This window comes from Nocardioides sp. NPDC057767 (assembly GCF_042798275.1).
Classification (GTDB): Bacteria; Actinomycetota; Actinomycetes; order Propionibacteriales; family Nocardioidaceae; genus Nocardioides.
Window position 1 is genome coordinate 1 of sequence record NZ_JBHVKJ010000050.1, and the last position, 16670, is coordinate 16670.

Sequence of the window (16670 nt, forward strand, 5' to 3'; positions counted from 1 at the left end):
CAGGTGGCACACCGGTGCCACCTCGGCCGACGTAGCCGACGCCTCGGCTGGACGGGGTCAGTCGTCCTGCGTCTTGCCCGGGAGATCGAGCATCCGCTGGAGAGCCAGCTTGGCGTAGTGCTCGGTGTCGGCGTCGACCTCGATGCGGTTGACGACCTGCCCCTCGACCAGGGACTCCAGCGCCCAGACGAAGTGGGGCAGGTCGATGCGGTTCATCGTCGAGCAGTAGCAGACGGTGCGGTCGAGGAAGACGATCCGCTTGTCGGGATGGGCGGCGGCCAGACGCTTGACCAGGTTGAGCTCGGTGCCGATCGCCCAGGCCGAGCCGGCAGGAGCGGCCTCGATGGTGTTGATGATGAACTCGGTCGAGCCGACCAGGTCGGCCTTGAGGACGACCTCGTGCTGGCACTCGGGGTGGACCAGGATCTGCACGCCCGGGATCTCGGCGCGCAGGTCGTCGATGGTGTCGGGGGAGAAGCGGCCGTGGACCGAGCAGTGGCCCTTCCACAGGATCACCTTCGCCGCCCTGAGCTCCTCGGGGCTCACGCCGCCGCCGGGCTTGAGCGGGTCCCACACGACGCAGTCGTCCAGCGACATGCCGAGCTTCAGGACCGCGGTGTTGCGGCCGAGGTGCTGATCGGGGAAGAAGAGGACCTTGGCGTCGTCCTTCTGCTCGAAGGCCCACTCCAGCACCGCCTGAGCGTTGGACGAGGTGCACACGACGCCGTCGTGGCGGCCGCAGAACGCCTTGATGTCGGCCGAGGAGTTCATGTAGGTCACCGGCACGACCTGCTCGGCCACGCCCGCCTCGGAGAGCGCCTCCCAGGCCTTCTCGACCTGGCCCAGCCGTGCCATGTCGGCCATCGAGCAGCCGGCGGCGAGGTCGGGGAGGATGACCGCCTGTGACGGCGAGGTGAGGATGTCGGCCGACTCGGCCATGAAGTGCACGCCGCAGAAGACGATGTACTCCGCGTCCGGACGGGCGGCCGCGTCGCGCGCGAGCTTGAAGGAGTCGCCGGTCACGTCGGCGAACTGGATGACCTCGTCGCGCTGGTAGTGGTGTCCGAGGACGAACACCTTCTCGCCCAGTTTCTCCTTGGCGGCGAGAGCGCGCTTGACCAGGTCGGGGTCGGAGGCCGCCGGCAGGTCGCCGGGACACTCGACGCCACGCTCGGAGTTCAGGTCGGTGCCGCGCCCCAGGGGGAGCAGCGGGAGGTCGACAGTCGTCATGATGACGATAATACATGTCGAGGGCTGGGACCCCTGGTGGCGTGGGTCACATCGTGGTCGGGGCGGTGTGGTCGTCAGGCGCGCAACGGGCGGACGGCTTCCCAGGCCGGGTCGGTGTCGACCCGGGTGATCACATCGCCGTGGGCCCAGCCGCCGACCGTCTCCTCCAGCCGCTGCGGGGCAGAGGTGGTGGGGTCGACGTAGGCGTGCAGAAGGCGTACGCCGTTGGTGGTCTCGTGAGCCACGACCCGGCCGTCGGCGCCGAGGGTCGTGGCGAGCCGGTCCTCGAGCTGACTCAGCTCGTGCAGCGCGTCGGCCGAGGGGAGGCCGCGCTCGGCGAAGCCGACGTAGGGCACCATCACGCCGACGTGGTGGGTCAGGTTGGGCGCCGTCACCGGGTGCAGCGGCACGACCGCGCTCGCGATCACCGGACCCTGGGGGCTCTCCCCGTGGAGCAGCACCCAGGCCGGGTTGCCGTCGGGGTCGACGTACTCCTTGCGGAGGTTCCGCACCGCTGCCCGCAGCCCGTCGAGGCCGAAGCCGTCACGGGGGCGGGCGGTGGTGGTCTCGACCTCGCCGATCCACAGCTCGGTGCTGGACTCGCCCAGCGTGGTGTCGAGGGCGTGGAAGGCGACCTGCAGCCGGGCGTCCTCGGCGAGTTCGGGGAAGGCCGGGTGGAAGAGGGTGAGATCGAAGTGGGCGCCCTTCTGGCGGGCGCCGACGAGCACGTCGGCGAGCCGGAGCGCGTCGCCCCCGGGTGTGGTGAGCACGGCCTCGACCGGATCGTCGACCGGCGGGCGCTGGTCGCTGAACTCCCAGGGCGAGACGCCGTCGGGCTCGGGCGCGGCGAGCAGCCAGCGGCGCGCGAGCGCGCGATGGTCCGGGTTGCCGCCGGCCGAGACGACCAGCAGCCGCCCGCCCAGGGGGCCGGGGCCGACCTCCCAGCTCAGGCCCGCCTCCATCGCGTCGACCCGTCGTGCCAGCAGGGTGACCAGGGCGTCCTGGTCGTCGGCATCGAGCGCGGCACCGCAGGCCAGAGAGCCCTTCTGGGCCCACCAGGTCCAGAAGGCACTGATCCGCCTGCTCTCTGAGTCCCTGGCGCCGCGTCGCCCGAAGATCCGCACGAAACGACCTTAACGCGACGCATGTGCGTTGGTTACGACATCGACAACGGTCCTGGAGCGCCCCTCGGCTTCCGTACGCGGGTAGGTTTCGGCCATGCGAGTGCTGATCGCCCCCGACAAGTACGCAGGCACGCTCACCGCCTCCCAGGCCGCCTCCGCGATCGCGGAGGGATGGCGGCGTACGGCTCCCCGGGACGAGCTCTCGCTGGCCCCGATGGCTGACGGAGGACCGGGATTCCTCGAGCTGCTGCACGACGTGCTGGGCGGCGACCTCCGGGAGGTCGAGGTCAGGGGGCCGCACGGCGAGCCGGCGTCGGCGCAGGTGCTGGTCGACGGCGGCACCGCCTATGTCGAGTCGGCTCAGGCCGCCGGTCTGCACCTGACCGGCGGGAAGGGCGCCGAGCAGGCGACCTCGTACGGGGTGGGGCAGCTGCTCCTCGCCGCCCGCGACGCCGGGGCGAGCACGGTCGTCGTCGGTCTCGGCGGCTCGGGCACCAGCGACGGCGGAGCGGGACTGCTGGCCGCCCTGGGCGCCACCGCGGACCGGCCGCTCGACGCCGGTGTCGCCGGGCTGGAGGGCGTCACCGAGGTCACGCTGCCCGAGCCGCTGGGCCTCGACATCGTCGTCGCCAGCGACGTGGACAACCCGCTGACCGGACTCTTCGGCGCGGTCAAGGTCTACGGCGCGCAGAAGGGGCTGGCCGAGGAGACCATGCCGCGCTGGGACGGCGCGCTCCAGGACCTGGCGGCGGCGACCTCCCGCAAGACCGCGACCGAGAAGGGTGCCGGCGCAGCCGGCGGGATGGGATTCGCGCTGCTGCTCCTCGGGGCCACCCGCCGGTCCGGTTTCGACGTCGTCGCCGACCTGCTGGGGCTGCCCGAGCTGGCCGCCCGGGCCGATCTGGTGATCACCGGCGAGGGGTCCTTCGATCCGCAGAGCGCCGCCGGGAAGGTGCCGGCCGGAGTGGCGAGGCTGGCCGAGCAGGCGCTGCGGCCCTGCATCGTGCTGGCGGGGAAGGTCAGCATGAGCGGTCGGGAGATGCGTACGCTCGGGGTCGATGCCGCCTACTCGCTCGTCGACAGCGTCGGGGAGGAGCGGGCACTGAGCCAGGCGTACGACTCACTGGTCCAGGTCGCCGCCCGGGTCGCCCGGACGTGGTCCGCCGACCACCGGGAATAACCGCGGATGTGCGACGATTGACCTTGAGACACAACCCGCACCCACGCACAGGGAGCCCAGCTACATGACCGAGCAGACGACCGAACGCCGCGCCGACTCCATCAACCTGAGCGACGTTGCCGCCGCGAAGGTGAAGAGCCTCCTTGAGCAGGAAGGCCGCGACGACCTGAGCCTGCGCATCTCCGTGCAGCCCGGTGGCTGCTCCGGCCTGCGCTACCAGCTCTTCTTCGACGAGCGCACCCTCGATGGTGACGTCGTCACCGACTTCGACGGCGTGTCCGTCGTCGTCGACCGGATGAGCGTCCCTTACCTCAACGGCGCGATGATCGACTTCGTGGACAGCATCGAGAAGCAGGGGTTCACCATCGACAACCCCAACGCCACCGGATCATGCGCCTGCGGCGACTCCTTCCACTGATCTGAGGCGCCCGGCACGCACGCTGGCCGCGTTGCGAGCGCTTCGACGACCGCTTCGCTCCAAGGTCGCCTTCGCGCTCGCGCCTTGCCATCGCACGCACCGGACACCTCAGATACGTACGAAGTACGTCAGCAGCCCCTGCCTCACGGCAGGGGCTGCTGGTATTTGGTGGCCCCGCTCGAGGGGCCGAGACCGGTCAGGTCAGGGCGAGATCGTCGGCGACGTGCCCGATGGCCTCGAGCATGGCGGCGTCGCGCGGCTCGCGGGACTGCATCCGCACCGCGGGCGCAGGCCGGGCGGTCTCGCGTGCCCGTGGCGCGGGTAGCCGCAGCGCGCTGTCGGCGGCGGCGCAGTCGGCGCAGAGCTGCGCGGGGCTGTCGAGGTCGTCGTACGGAACGCGCATGTCTGTCATGCAAACGACGGTAAGCACTACCAACGGGTAGCAGAAGGCCGACTCGGCGGTAATATTCATCTCCCGTCCACGGTCGAGCCTTAACGTCGCCCGACGCCTCGCCGGTAGGGTTCCGCGCATGTCCGGTTCACTCCTGATCGCAGGCTCCATCGCCACCGACCACCTGATGAGCTTCGGTGGAAAGTTCGCCGACTCGCTGGTCGCCGACCAGCTCGACAAGCTCTCGGTGAGCTTCCTGGTCAACGACCTCGAGATCCGCCGCGGTGGGGTCGGTGCCAACATCTCCTTCGGCCTGGCCAACCTCGGCCTCTCGCCGGTGCTCGTGGGTGCGGTCGGTGAGGACTTCGCCGACTACCGCTCCTGGCTCGAGCGCCACGGCGTCAACTGCGACCACCTGCGCGTCTCCGAGACGCTGCACACCGCGCGGTTCGTGTGCACGACCGACACCGCGATGGCGCAGTTCGCCAGCTTCTACCCGGGCGCGATGGCCGAGGCCCGCGAGATCGAGCTCGGCCCGATCGCGGAGAAGGTCGGCGAGCCGTCCTTCGTCCTGGTCGCTCCCGACGACCCCGACGCGATGAAGCGTCACACCGAGGAGGCCCGCCAGCGCGGCTACACCTTCATCTCCGACCCGAGCCAGCAGCTCGCCTTCGGCGACGGTGAGCTGATCCGCGAGCTCGTCGACGGCGCCGCCTACCTGTTCACCAACGAGTACGAGTCGCACGTCCTCGAGCAGAAGACCGGCTGGTCGGCCGAGGAGGTCCTGGCCCGGGTCGGCACCCAGGTCACCACGCTCGGCAAGGACGGCGTACGCATCCAGCGCAAGGGCGAGGACCCGATCCAGCTGCCGGCCGCGAAGAACGTGAACGCGATCGAGCCCACCGGCGTCGGCGACGCCTTCCGTGCCGGCTTCCTGGCCGCGCTGGCCTGGGACTGCGAGCTCGAGCAGGCCGCCGAGGTCGGTTGCGTCCTGGCCGCCTACTGCGTCGAGACCGTCGGCCCGCAGGAGTACTCCTTCACCGCCGAGGAGTTCGTCGCCCGCGTCCGCGAGTCCTACGGCGACACCGCCGCGGACCAGATCGCCTCGCACATCAAGGCCTGAGCCTGCGACCCTGCGAGCGCGGGTCGAGATCCGGGCCTCGCGAAGCAGCCCTCAGCTAGCTCAGACGGCGTATCCGATACACGGGTACGCCGTCTTCTGCCTCCACCTCGCCGACGAACTCCTGCCCGCGCATCCGGGCCCAGGCGGGCACGTCGTGGTGGGCGGCGACGTCGTCGGCCGCGACCGCGATGACCTCGCCGACCTCGACGTCGCCGAGGTGGCGGCCGAGCTCGATGATGGGCCGCGGGCAGGCCTGGCCGCGGCAGTCGAGAGTGACGACCGGCGCGCTCACAGGCCGGCCTCGGCGCGTAGGTCCTTGACGATCTCGGGCAGTGCGTCGAGCACGCGCTCCACATCCTCTCGCGTCGTGTCGCGGGTCAGCGACAGCCGAACGTTACCGTGTGTCAGCGCTCCCATGGCAGCAAGCACGCGAGAGGGCTCGCGGGTGTCGGAGGTGCACGCCGAGCCGCTGGCGACACCGGCGCCGAGGCGGTCCAGCGCGGTGACCAGCGCCTCGCCGTCGACGTACAGTGCCGAGAACGTCACCAGGTGGGGCATCCGGTCCTCGTCGGGGCCGGCGACGTCCACGTCGGGGATCTCCGCCCTGACCCGTTCCCGGACCAGCGAGATCAGCTCGTGCTGGCGCGCGTTGACCTCCTCGCGCTCGGCGACGACCGCCTGGAGCGCCGCCGCAGCGGCCAGTGCCCCGGGGATGTTCGTGAACCCCTGATCCGTACGCGACCACTCATCGCCCGGGAACGGCCAGCGCCACCGCGCCGACCTGCGCACGACCAGCACACCGACGCCACCGGGCCCGCCCCACTTGTGGGCGGAGCCGGCGATCGCGTCACCGACCGAAGGCAGCGGCAGCCGCCCCATGGAGGCGCAGGCGTCGACGAAGAGCGAGACCGGGGCGGCGGAGGCGACGTCGTCGAGCGGCTGCAGCGTGCCGACCTCGTGGTTGGCCTGCTGCACGGCGACCACGTCGATCTCTCCGGTCGCGGCCGCGTCTCGCACCGCGGCCACCTCGACCCGGGCCTCGCCGTCGACGGCCAGCTCGATGACGGGGGAGCGTTGCGACCAGCGCGCGGCGTCGATGACGGCCTGGTGCTCGACGGCACTGTGACCGATGCCACGTGATCCGAGCCCCAGCAGGCCGGCATGCACGGCGGCGGTGCCCGAGGATGTGAAAAGCACCTCATCGCGACGTACGCCCAACGCCTCGGCCACGACCTCGCGGGCGTTCTCGAGCAGCAGACCCGCGTTACGGGCCGGCCGGTGGAGGCGGCGGGGGTCGGCGTACCCCTGCTCGGCCGCGGCCAGGAGCACGTCGCGGGCCGCCGGATGGAGCGGTTCGGCCGATGCGGCGTCGAGGTAGGTGAAGCTGTCGGTCACAGAACCCAACGGTAGCCATACGCGACATGAGGAACCCCTGAAGATGAATCCAGAGGCGCTCGCGGTAGTCTGCCGACATCTGAGTGTTCGCATGAGAGAGAGGCTCGTAGTGGGTCTGCACTTGCCAGGGGCCGGATCGACTCCGTCCCACTCCCGCGCCCGACGTGGTGCGCTGGTGGCGACGCTGACGGCCGGCGCCCTCCTGCTGAGTGGTTGTTCGGACGAGGCGGCGCGTTTCGGCTTCCCCGAGCCACGTTCTGAGCAGGGGGAGCACAACCTCGCCCTGTGGCAGGGCGCATGGATCGCCGCGTTGATCACGGGTGTCCTGACCTGGGGGCTCATCTTCTGGGCGATCTGGCGCTACCGGCGCCGCAGCGACGCCGACATCCCGGTCCAGACGCGTTACAACCTGCCGCTGGAGATCTTCTACACGATCGCTCCGGTCCTGATGGTGATCGTGTTCTTCGACCACACCGTCAAGGTCCAGAACGAGATGCTGGACGACGGGTCGCCGACCAACGTGATCGAGGTCACCGGCCAGCAGTGGCAGTGGACCTTCAACCACGGCATCGGTGAGCTGGACGCGAGCGCGGACGACAACCTCGTCGACGACGAGTTCCCCTACGACAGCTACGGCTACGTCGTGGGCACCGGCTCGCACATCCCGACGCTGGTCCTCCCGGAGAAGACCACCACGCGGTTCAACCTGCGCTCGGCGGACGTCATCCACAACTTCGGTGTCCCGGACTTCGGCATGAAGATGGATGTCGTCCCGGGTCGGGTCAACCACTACTCGATCACCACGAAGGAGGCCACGGCCACCTTCAACCCGGGTGCCAACGACCTCATCGAGGGCAAGACCTTCCGCGGCGCCTGCTACGAGCTCTGCGGCGTCTACCACGCCCGGATGATCTTCAAGGTCGCGATCCTCTCCGAGAGCGACTACAAGTCTTACGTCGACGAGCTGGCGCAGAAGGGCTTCGAGGCCGAGCGCCCGCTGCTCGGTGGTGGCAAGTCCACCCGCACCACCGACGACATCGCGAGCCACAACGAGGAGGAGGGCGAGTGACCGCCACAGCTGCGCGCCCGGTCACCGGGGGCCCCAAGCCGCTCGGTAAGCACATCTACCAGCTGCTGACCACCACCGATCACAAGCTGATCGGCAAGATGTACCTGGTCACGTCGTTCGTCTGGTTCCTCGTCGGCGGCCTGATGGCGCTGCTGATGCGCTCGGAGCTGGCCTTCCCGGGTCAGCAGGTCGTCAACGACGAGCTGTTCAACCAGCTGTTCACCATGCACGGCACGATCATGCTGCTGCTGTTCGCGACGCCGCTGTTCTTCGGCTTCGCCAACGTGATCATGCCGCTCCAGATCGGCGCCCCTGACGTCGCGTTCCCGCGACTCAACATGTTCAGCTACTGGCTCTACCTCTTCGGTGGTCTGATCGCGGCCAGCGGCTTCTTCACCCCGACGGGCGCGGCCGATTTCGGATGGTTCGCCTACACGCCGCTCTCCAGCGCGCAGTACTCGCCGGGTGTCGGTGGCGACCTGTGGATCATGGGCCTCTACATGGGTGGTCTGGGCACCATCCTGGGCTCGGTCAACTTCATCACCACGATCATCTGCATGCGTGCGCCGGGCATGACCATGTTCCGGATGCCGATCTTCACGTGGAACGTGCTGATCACCGCCCTGCTCGCGCTGATCGCGTTCCCGATCCTGGCCGCCGCGCTGCTGATGCTCGAGTCCGACCGCCAGTTCGGCTCCCACGTCTTCGACGCCGCCCACGGCGGCCCGATCCTGTGGCAGCACCTGTTCTGGTTCTTCGGTCACCCCGAGGTCTACATCATCGCGCTGCCGTTCTTCGGCATCATCTCCGAGATCCTCCCGGTCTTCAGCCGCAAGCCGATCTTCGGCTACGTCGGCCTGGTGGCCGCGACCCTCGGTATCGCGATCCTCTCGGTCGCGGTGTGGGCGCACCACATGTTCGTCACCGGCGCGGTCAACCTGCCGTTCTTCTCCGGCATGACGTTCCTGATCGCCGTCCCGACAGGTGTGAAGTTCTTCAACTGGATCGGCACGATGTGGGGCGGATCGGTCAGCTTCGACACCCCGATGCTGTGGTCGATCGGCTTCCTGACGACCTTCCTCTTCGGTGGTCTGACCGGCATCATCCTGGCGAGCCCGCCGCTCGACTTCCAGGTCTCCGACTCCTACTTCGTGGTCGCGCACTTCCACTACGTCGTCTTCGGCACCGTGGTGTTCGCGATGTTCGCCGGCTTCTACTTCTGGTGGCCGAAGATGACCGGCCGGATGCTCGACGAGCGCCTCGGCAAGGTCCACTTCTGGCTGCTGTTCGTCGGCTTCCACGCGACCTTCCTGGTCCAGCACTGGCTCGGTGTCGAGGGCATGCAGCGGCGTATCGCCGACTACCTGCCCAGCGACGGCTTCACCTTCCTCAACCAGTTCTCGACCGTGGGCGCGTTCCTGCTGAGCCTGTCGATGCTGCCGTTCTTCTACAACCTCTACGTCTCGCGTCACGCGCCGATCGTCGAGGTCGACGACCCGTGGGGCTGGGGCCGTTCGCTCGAGTGGGCCACCGCCTGCCCGGCGCCGCGCCACAACTTCGTCTCCATCCCGAAGATCCGCTCGGAGTCCCCGGCCTTCGACCTCCACCACCCGGAGATCGCCGCGCTGGAGCACGATGACGACGATCTCGTCTCCAACAAGGAAGGCTGAGCCCGATGAAGTCTGAAGCCTGGATCTTCGGGGTCTGCACCGCCTTCATGGTGCTGGTCACCCCGGCCTACTGGTTCGTCACCGCGGCCTCCGAGGAGGGTGGCGACTGGACCGGCACCTCGGCGCTGGTCATGTGCACGCTCCTCTTCCTGATGATCTGGATCTACCTCGGCTTCCACGCCATCCGGATGGATCCGCGGCCCGAGGACCGCGAGGACGGCGACATCGCCGAGGGCGCCGGCGAGTACGGCTTCTTCCCGCCGTTCTCCTGGTGGCCGCTGTGGGCCGGTCTCACCTTCGGCCTGGTGGTCCTCGCGGTCGCGATGGCCGCCTGGTGGCTGGTCATCATCGCCGCCGTGCTCGGCATGCTGGCCACCGCCGGCTGGAACTTCGAATACTACCGAGGCGAGTTCAAGCACTGAGCCGTGCACGTTCGCGGGGCCCGATCCGAGACCGGATCGGGCCCCGCTGCCGTTCTTGGGCGGCTCTTGGCAATGCCCGATAGGGTTATCGCGCCCGCGTCCCGGTTCAGAGCGCTGGGTTCACAACTTCAGGTCTGGAGCAGTCTCACCGTGTCAACGCAGTCACCGTTTCGCCGCCCGTCCCTGCTGGCCCGCCGCGGGGTGCTGTTGACCACCGCGACAGCGGTCCTGACCCCCGTGCTCGCCGCATGCGGGGCCGACCCGGCCTCGAAGGAGCCGAAGAAGCCGGCCGAGCCGACGGTGCAGATCACGCCCAACGTCGAGAACGAGGCCACCGGCGTCGCGGTCGACAAGGTGGTCAAGGTCGACGTGGCCAAGGGACGTCTCGACGAGGTGATGCTGAAGGGTGCCAAGGGCACGAAGGTGCGGGGCACCATCACCGAGGACGGCCTCAGCTGGAGCGCCGGCGAGGTGCTCGAGCCGACCGCCTCCTACACCCTCTCGATCACCGCCACCGGCGACGACGGGCTGGAGAAGAAGAGCCAGATCACCTTCTCCACCGAGGACCTCGGCCTGGACCGCCAGACCTACCCGTCGATCGCACCGCTCGACGGCGAGACCGTCGGTGTCGGGATGCCGATCATCGTGACGTACGACCTTCCGGTGAAGAACAAGGCCGCCTTCGAGAAGAAGATGGTGGTCGAGTCGACGCCCAAGCAGGAGGGGTCGTGGTACTGGGTGAGCGACAAGGAGGTCCACTACCGTCCGCGCACCTACTGGCAGGCGAACTCCACGATCAACGTGAAGCTCAACATCAACTCGGTCCCCGCCGGTGGCGGCATCTTCGGCCAGAAGAACCGCGAGATCACGTTCAAGACCGGAGATGCGCACATCTATCGGGCCAACGCGAAGACCTACCAGATGGAAGTCTTCAAGAACGGCCAGAAGATCAAGACCATCCCGATCACGACCGGTAAGGAAGGGTTCATCACCCGCAGCGGCGTGAAGGTGATCATCGAGAAGTTCAAGCGCAAGACCATGAACTCCGAGACCATCGGGATCAACCAGGGCGACCGGGAGTACTACAACATGGAGGGCGTGAAGTGGGCCATGCGGCTCACCTTCTCCGGTGAGTTCATCCACGGCGCGCCGTGGTCGGTCGCGCAGCAGGGCAAAGCCAACGTCTCCCACGGCTGCACCGGCATGAGCGACGAGAACGCCAAGTTCCTCTACGACATGACCCGTCGCGGCGACGTCGTCGAGACCGTGGGCACCAACCGCGAGATGACCTTCAGCAACGGCTGGGGCGACTGGAACACCTCCTACGACGAATACCGGGCGGGGTCTGCGCTCGCCTGACCGGGCGCCACCACCGCGCAGCCTCGGTCCGCTGCGCGGCCTGAGTCGATGTTCTGCACTGCACGAAAAAGCGCGCGACATCAGGCGGTCGCTGCTTGCCTGCGGCAGCGTCTTTACCTACGTTCCACATACACGTAATCGCGTTGCGAAGGGCTGACCCCACCGGCCCGTATCTGGAAGGTGGACTCGTTGCCTCGGCCGGTGTTGGTGCTCGACCTGGACGGCACGGTGTGTCTCGGAGACACGCCTGCTCTTCTCTACGCCGAGAGGGTTGCGGGCCTCACCAAGGCCCCTGAGGCCCTCCTGGAGACCGCTGTGGCCTTTCTGGGGCAACGGCTGCCCGAGAGCGCGCCGAAGACGCTCACGGGCGCTCAGGACGGCTATGAGGCCGTCAAGATCCTCGGTCTGGCCGCCGGTGTCACCGAGGAGGAGTTGAGCGCTGCGTACGTCTGGAGCAGAGCGGAGATGAGCGCGAACCCCGGGGACATCCACACGCCCGAGGGGCTGGTCGACCTGCTCGCCGGGATCGACGCGCACCGGGTGATCCTGACCAACTCGCCCGGCAGCGGGCTGGACGCGGTCCTGGACCACCTCGGCGTGCTCGACGTGGTCGACGAGGTGCGCACCGACGCGCTCAAGCCGACCCGGATGAAGGGGCATCTGGACACCTTCCTCGACCACGTCGGTGCCGCCGACACGCCGGAGTGGTTGATGTCGGTCGGCGACATCTGGCGCAATGACCTTGCTCCGGCCGTCGAGCGTGGTTGTGTTGCTGCGTACGTTGACGCCTTCGACCGCCGGCAGGGACCGGCACATGTTCGTGCAGGATCGTTCGTCGATCTGTACTCCGCGGTCTCGGACTGGTCGAATGACCCTTCGTCCTTCATCGCAGCTCATCCCCTCAAGGAGTCTGTCCAATGTTGAGAACCCCCAGGAACCGGTTGCTGGCGGTCGGTGCCGCCGCATCGCTCGCCCTCTCGCTCGCCGCCTGTGGCGGCGGTGAGGACAGCGCCGCGCCCGCGGAGGATCCCGATGAGATCGTGCTGTCGCTGGTGCCCTCCGGCGACGTCGACTCGATCACGCAGAGCGCGAAGGGCCTGGAGTCGTTCCTCAGCGACAGGATCGGGATCCCCGTACGCGCCGAGGTGACCGAGAGCTATGCCGCCGCGATCGTGGCGATGAAGGCGGACCAGGCCCAGGTCGCGATGCTCGGCCCGATCGGCATGGTCCAGGCCGAGGATCAGGCCGGCGCGGTGCCGGTCCTGCAGTCGGTGCGCTACGGCTCGGGGACCTACCACACGCAGTGGTTCACCAACGACCCCGAGACCTACTGCACCGACGAGGTCAAGGTGGTCGAGGGCTTCAAGTACTGCAACGGCACCGATTCCGCCGAGACCGGCCCCGCCGGCGAGGAGGCGATCGCCAAGCTGAAGCCCGGCACGTCGATCGCCTTCGTCGACCAGGGCTCCGCCTCGGGCTACTACTACCCGGCCACCCAGTGGAGCCAGGTCACCGGTGGCGACGCGCTGGTCGACCTCGACGCGCAGTTCGCCGGCGACCACGACGCGGCGGTGCTGGCCGTTGCCCGCGGTGACTACCCGATCGGGGTCAGCTTCGACGATGCCCGCGAGGAGGTCGCGGTGGACGAGCCGAAGGTCGCCTCCGAGGTCGTGGTCTTCGCCTACTCCACCGAGATCCCCAACGACGGCATCGTCGTCGCCGGCGGGCTCTCCAAGGAACTGCGTGGCAAGGTGACCGACGCGTTCATCGCGATGGCGAAGGACCCCAAGGGGCTCAAGACGCTGGAGGCGGTCTACGAGATCGAGGGTCTCGAGAAGGTCGACACGGCAGCCCTGAAGAAGGCGAAGTCCGTGGAGGAGAACTTCGGCGAATGAGCGGCTCGAACCCCGGAGGCGGGCCCGCTGGTGGTCACAGCATCGTCTTCGACGATGTCTCGGTGGTCTACCCGAACGGCACCCGGGGCCTGGACCAGGTCTCTCTGACCATCCCGGCGGGGGAGTTCGTCGTGGTCGTCGGGCTCTCCGGGGCGGGCAAGTCGACGCTCATCCGCACGATCAACGGCCTGGTCCCGGTCACGTCGGGCTCGCTGTCGGTGGGCGGGACCGAGGTGGCCACGGCACGCGGCCGCCGGCTGCGGCGGCTGCGCGCCGAGATCGGGATGATCTTCCAAGGGTTCAACCTGGTGACCCGTCGCTCGGTCATGGGCAACGTGCTCACCGGTCGGCTGCACGCCCAGTCGTGGCTGCGCTCGGCCGTCGGGCTGCACACGAAGGCCGACAAGGAGATCGCCTTCGAGGCGCTCGAGCGCGTCGGGATCGTCGAGAAGGCTTGGGTACGCGCCTCCGAGCTCTCCGGCGGCCAGCAGCAGCGGGTCGCGATCGCCCGGGCGCTCGCGCAGCAGCCCTCGGTGGTGCTCGCCGACGAGCCGGTCGCCTCGCTCGACCCGCCGACGGCCAACCTGGTGATGCGCGACCTGCAACGGATCAACCGTGATCTCGGTATCACTACCGTGGTCAACCTGCACTTCCTCGATCTCGCCCGACGCTACGCCGACCGCATCATCGGCATGCGCGCGGGACAGGTGGTGTTCGACGGCCCCGCGGCCGACGCCGACGACGCGATCTTCGAGAAGATCTACGGTCGCTCGCTGACCGCCGAGGACGTCTCGGCATGACCCTGGGCACTCTCGAGCGTCCGGGCGGCCGGCCTCGCCCGGCCCGCCCGGAGCAGCCGCCGCCGAGCCCGCTGCTCGTCGGTGGCGTTCTCGGCGCCGTCGCGATCACGGTGGTGGCGGGCTGGGCGATCGACTTCTCGCTCGCCCCGGTGATCGAGCAGTGGCCCAAGCTGACGATGATCCTCGAGGAGGTGGTCCGTCCCGAGTGGAAGGAGATCACCGACCCGTCCTCGCGGCTGTGGACCGCCCTCATGGAGACGGCAGCGATCGCGGTCATCGCGACGTTCGTGGGCTCGCTGATCGCTCTCGGGGTGGCGCTGCTGGGCTCCAAGGTCAGTGCGCCGCCCGCGGTCTACCGGGTCACCAAGTCGGTGATGGCGGTGATCCGGTCGCTCCCCGACATGGCCTACGCGCTGGTCTTCGTCGCCGTCGTCACCGGTCCGCTCCCCGGGATCCTGGCGCTGACCATCTTCAACATCGGCATCGTCGCCAAGCTGACCGCGGAGAGCATCGACGCCGTCGATCCAGGGCCCCTGGAGGCGCTCGACGCCGCCGGGGCGACCCGCTGGCAGCGGGCCCGCGCCGCGATCGTGCCGCAGATCCTGCCCAACTACGCCTCGTACGTCCTCTATGTCTTCGAGCTCAACATCCGCGCCTCGGTGGTGCTGGGTGCGGTCGGGGCCGGCGGGGTCGGGCAGCTGATCATGCTCTACTTCAACCGGGCCGACTACGCCCGGCTCGCGGCGGTCGTCATCGTCATCTTCGTGGTCGTCATCGCGATCGACCTGCTCTCGCAGCTCCTGCGCCGGAGGCTGGTGTGACCGCGGAGACGGTGACGCGGCCGACGCCACCACCGAAGTGGCCCTACACGCTGGCCGGGCTGACGCTGATCGGCATCGTGCTGGTCGCCGGCTGGTCGCTGGACGACGCCAAGTGGGAGCGGCTGCCGCAGTTCCCCGGGGAGATCCTGCAGTACGCCGGCCAGATGCTCGACGGCGTGCTCACCTGGCCGGGGGTTCATCCTGAGGGCCAGGCCGACCCCGAGCTGACCTACGGCGACTGGTGGCTGCAGGCGCTGAAGCTGATGGGGGAGTCGGTGGCGCTCGCCTGGATCGGCACCTGCGTCGGAGCGCTGTTCTCCTTCCCGCTGGCCTTCCTGGCGGCCTCCAACACCGCGCCGCTCGTCCTGCGGGTCCCGGTGCGGCTCTTCTTCAACGCCATCCGCGCCGTCCCGGAGATCCTGCTCGCGGTGATCGTGATGCTGCCGCTGTTCGGGCTCAACCCGATGGCAGGTGCGATGGCGATCGGCGTCCACTCGATCGGATCGCTGGGCAAGCTGACGCTGGAGAACATCGAGGCCGTCGATCCGCGCCCGGTCGAGGCGGTCGCGGCCGCGGGTGCGTCGTGGTGGCAGCGGGTCCGGACGGCGGTGATCCCGCAGATGCTTCCGGAGACGGTGGCCTTCTGGCTCTACCGCTTCGAGGTGAACATCAGGGCAAGCGCGATCCTCGGCGTCGTGAGCGCCGGTGGAATTGGTGCGTTACTAAACCGTGTCCTTCGGGGCCGGGAGTGGGAATGGGGTGGAATCATGCTAGCTGTGATCATCATCGTGACGATCCTGGTAGACCAGCTGTCCGCAGCGCTGCGTCACCGGATCCTGCACGGCGCCGAAGCCACTGTGGTGGCGGCATGACGAGTGCGCCGGTCCTTCCAGCCATCCGAGCCGCGATGCCGCGGCTCAACCCGTCCGAGCGCGCGGTCGCCGAGGTCGTGCTCACCCGCTCGGAGTGGGCCATCGAGGCGACGACCGCCGAGATCGCCGCCGAGGCCTCCGTCTCGACCGCGACCGTGGTCCGTGCCGCGCAGAGGCTCGGGTTCCGCGGCTTCCCGCACCTCAAGGTGCTGCTGGCGCGTGACCTGGGTTCGGCCAAGACCGAGACGACCGAGGGAGGCAGCCCGCTGACGGTGGTGCGCTCCTTCTTCGCCGACATCGCCGACTCCGCCTCCGACATGGTGGGGCTCCTCTCCGAGGAGCAGGTCAGCCGGGCCGTGGAGCTGCTCGCCGAGGCCCGCTTGATCCTTGTCGCCGGCACCGGGGTCTCCTCGCCGGTGGCTCAGGACATCGCGATGCGGCTGGGCTCCCAGGGGCTCAGCACGGTCGCGCCGAGCGACCACCTCGACCAGCTGATCCGGGCCCGACTGCTCCAGCCGGGCGACGTCTGCGTCGTCGTCAGCGGCACCGGCGCCACCGCGCCCACGATCCAGGTCGCCCAGGCGGCCGTCGCCGGGGGAGCGGCCGTGATCGCGCTGACCTCCTTCACCGGCACCCAGCTGACCAAGCTCGCCGAGGTCGAGCTGGTCACTCCACAGGGCGGCCGGGCGGGGTTCCGTCAGGAGCTCGACTCGATCATCCGGATCCCGCAGCTGATCCTCGGCAACGCCCTCGTCGCCGCCGTGGCGGCCCGTGACCCCGAGGCCGCGGCCAACGTACGCGCCCGGGTGCTCGAGGTCGTCGGCGGCGAGCTCGACCCGCAGGGCTGAGCCCCTCCAACCACGCCGAGTCGGCGCGTTAGAACGCGCCGACTCGGCATGCT

General features: G+C 69.0%; 18 protein-coding genes. 13 read left to right on the top strand and 5 right to left on the bottom strand.

Going from position 1 to position 16670, the window contains the following annotated elements; genetic code table 11:
- Positions 1-57: 57 nt before the first annotated feature.
- A complete protein-coding gene (gene nadA, locus ACFVDI_RS22120; RefSeq protein WP_378910247.1) occupies positions 58-1230 on the bottom strand; it encodes a quinolinate synthase NadA in 1173 nt (390 codons plus the stop codon).
- Positions 1231-1304: 74 nt separating this feature from the next.
- Positions 1305-2354, bottom strand: coding sequence for a DUF695 domain-containing protein (locus ACFVDI_RS22125; RefSeq protein ID WP_378910249.1), 1050 nt, complete (start codon positions 2352-2354; stop codon positions 1305-1307).
- A 94-nt stretch (positions 2355-2448) separates the two neighbouring features.
- On the opposite strand from ACFVDI_RS22125, the gene ACFVDI_RS22130 reads away from it, so the two are divergent.
- Positions 2449-3534: a glycerate kinase gene (locus tag ACFVDI_RS22130; protein ID WP_378910253.1), complete on the top strand. Its 1086-nt coding sequence runs from the start codon at positions 2449-2451 to the stop codon at positions 3532-3534.
- A 64-nt stretch (positions 3535-3598) separates the two neighbouring features.
- A complete protein-coding gene (erpA, locus tag ACFVDI_RS22135; protein ID WP_008363173.1) occupies positions 3599-3952 on the top strand; it encodes an iron-sulfur cluster insertion protein ErpA in 354 nt (117 codons plus the stop codon).
- A gap of 196 nt (positions 3953-4148) precedes the next feature.
- On the opposite strand, the gene ACFVDI_RS22140 is transcribed toward erpA, so the two are convergent.
- Positions 4149-4364, bottom strand: a complete 216-nt coding sequence (locus tag ACFVDI_RS22140; RefSeq protein ID WP_328531616.1) for a hypothetical protein — start codon at positions 4362-4364, stop codon at positions 4149-4151.
- A gap of 118 nt (positions 4365-4482) precedes the next feature.
- Here ACFVDI_RS22140 and ACFVDI_RS22145 point away from each other — a divergent pair, with 118 nt between their 5' ends.
- Positions 4483-5466: a carbohydrate kinase family protein gene (locus ACFVDI_RS22145; protein ID WP_378910257.1), complete on the top strand. Its 984-nt coding sequence runs from the start codon at positions 4483-4485 to the stop codon at positions 5464-5466.
- Positions 5467-5521: 55 nt separating this feature from the next.
- On the opposite strand, the gene ACFVDI_RS22150 is transcribed toward ACFVDI_RS22145, so the two are convergent.
- Both ACFVDI_RS22150 and ACFVDI_RS22155 read right to left on the bottom strand, forming a co-directional pair.
- Positions 5522-5758, bottom strand: coding sequence for a sulfurtransferase TusA family protein (locus ACFVDI_RS22150; protein ID WP_008363166.1), 237 nt, complete (start codon positions 5756-5758; stop codon positions 5522-5524).
- A complete protein-coding gene (locus tag ACFVDI_RS22155) occupies positions 5755-6861 on the bottom strand; it encodes a cysteine desulfurase family protein (protein WP_378910262.1) in 1107 nt (368 codons plus the stop codon). The genes ACFVDI_RS22150 and ACFVDI_RS22155 overlap by 4 nt, the downstream gene beginning before the upstream one ends.
- A gap of 175 nt (positions 6862-7036) precedes the next feature.
- Between ACFVDI_RS22155 and ACFVDI_RS22160 the strand changes: the two genes are divergently transcribed.
- From ACFVDI_RS22160 to ACFVDI_RS22205, 10 genes are all read left to right on the top strand, one after another.
- Positions 7037-7930, top strand: coding sequence for a cytochrome c oxidase subunit II (locus ACFVDI_RS22160; protein ID WP_378910265.1), 894 nt, complete (start codon positions 7037-7039; stop codon positions 7928-7930).
- Positions 7927-9600: a cytochrome c oxidase subunit I gene (gene ctaD / locus ACFVDI_RS22165; RefSeq protein ID WP_378910268.1), complete on the top strand. Its 1674-nt coding sequence runs from the start codon at positions 7927-7929 to the stop codon at positions 9598-9600. The genes ACFVDI_RS22160 and ctaD overlap by 4 nt, the downstream gene beginning before the upstream one ends.
- A 5-nt stretch (positions 9601-9605) precedes the next feature.
- The gene (locus ACFVDI_RS22170; RefSeq protein ID WP_378910270.1) at positions 9606-10022 is read left to right on the top strand and encodes a cytochrome c oxidase subunit 4; all 417 of its coding nucleotides are present in this window, start codon (positions 9606-9608) and stop codon (positions 10020-10022) included.
- 150 nt (positions 10023-10172) lie between these two features.
- Positions 10173-11381 carry an Ig-like domain-containing protein gene (locus ACFVDI_RS22175; RefSeq protein WP_378910272.1) on the top strand — a complete coding sequence of 403 codons (1209 nt, stop codon included), beginning with the start codon at positions 10173-10175 and terminating at the stop codon, positions 11379-11381.
- Between the two features lie 189 nt (positions 11382-11570).
- Positions 11571-12305, top strand: coding sequence for an HAD family hydrolase (locus tag ACFVDI_RS22180; protein ID WP_378910275.1), 735 nt, complete (start codon positions 11571-11573; stop codon positions 12303-12305).
- Positions 12299-13276, top strand: a complete 978-nt coding sequence (gene phnD / locus ACFVDI_RS22185) for a phosphate/phosphite/phosphonate ABC transporter substrate-binding protein (protein WP_378910278.1) — start codon at positions 12299-12301, stop codon at positions 13274-13276. Before ACFVDI_RS22180 ends, phnD begins: the two co-directional genes overlap by 7 nt.
- Positions 13273-14076, top strand: coding sequence for a phosphonate ABC transporter ATP-binding protein (gene phnC, locus ACFVDI_RS22190; RefSeq protein WP_378910281.1), 804 nt, complete (start codon positions 13273-13275; stop codon positions 14074-14076). The genes phnD and phnC overlap by 4 nt, the downstream gene beginning before the upstream one ends.
- Positions 14073-14897 carry a phosphonate ABC transporter, permease protein PhnE gene (phnE, locus tag ACFVDI_RS22195; RefSeq protein ID WP_378910283.1) on the top strand — a complete coding sequence of 275 codons (825 nt, stop codon included), beginning with the start codon at positions 14073-14075 and terminating at the stop codon, positions 14895-14897. The genes phnC and phnE (ACFVDI_RS22195) overlap by 4 nt, the downstream gene beginning before the upstream one ends.
- Positions 14894-15769: a phosphonate ABC transporter, permease protein PhnE gene (gene phnE / locus ACFVDI_RS22200; protein ID WP_378910286.1), complete on the top strand. Its 876-nt coding sequence runs from the start codon at positions 14894-14896 to the stop codon at positions 15767-15769. The genes phnE (ACFVDI_RS22195) and phnE (ACFVDI_RS22200) overlap by 4 nt, the downstream gene beginning before the upstream one ends.
- On the top strand, positions 15766-16617 hold the full coding sequence (locus ACFVDI_RS22205; protein ID WP_378910290.1) for a MurR/RpiR family transcriptional regulator: 852 nt from the start codon (positions 15766-15768) through the stop codon (positions 16615-16617). Before phnE (ACFVDI_RS22200) ends, ACFVDI_RS22205 begins: the two co-directional genes overlap by 4 nt.
- The last annotated feature ends 53 nt before the right edge of the window (positions 16618-16670 follow it).

Coding starts and splice junctions, on each gene's coding strand:
- nadA (WP_378910247.1), bottom strand. CDS start 1,230: ATGACGACTGTCGACCTCCCGCTGCTCCCCCTGGGGCGCGGCACCGAC.
- ACFVDI_RS22130 (WP_378910253.1), top strand. CDS start 2,449: ATGCGAGTGCTGATCGCCCCCGACAAGTACGCAGGCACGCTCACCGCC.
- ACFVDI_RS22205 (WP_378910290.1), top strand. CDS start 15,766: ATGACGAGTGCGCCGGTCCTTCCAGCCATCCGAGCCGCGATGCCGCGG.
- phnD (WP_378910278.1), top strand. CDS start 12,299: ATGTTGAGAACCCCCAGGAACCGGTTGCTGGCGGTCGGTGCCGCCGCA.
- phnC (WP_378910281.1), top strand. CDS start 13,273: ATGAGCGGCTCGAACCCCGGAGGCGGGCCCGCTGGTGGTCACAGCATC.
- ACFVDI_RS22145 (WP_378910257.1), top strand. CDS start 4,483: ATGTCCGGTTCACTCCTGATCGCAGGCTCCATCGCCACCGACCACCTG.
- erpA (WP_008363173.1), top strand. CDS start 3,599: ATGACCGAGCAGACGACCGAACGCCGCGCCGACTCCATCAACCTGAGC.
- phnE (WP_378910283.1), top strand. CDS start 14,073: ATGACCCTGGGCACTCTCGAGCGTCCGGGCGGCCGGCCTCGCCCGGCC.
- ACFVDI_RS22170 (WP_378910270.1), top strand. CDS start 9,606: ATGAAGTCTGAAGCCTGGATCTTCGGGGTCTGCACCGCCTTCATGGTG.
- ACFVDI_RS22140 (WP_328531616.1), bottom strand. CDS start 4,364: ATGACAGACATGCGCGTTCCGTACGACGACCTCGACAGCCCCGCGCAG.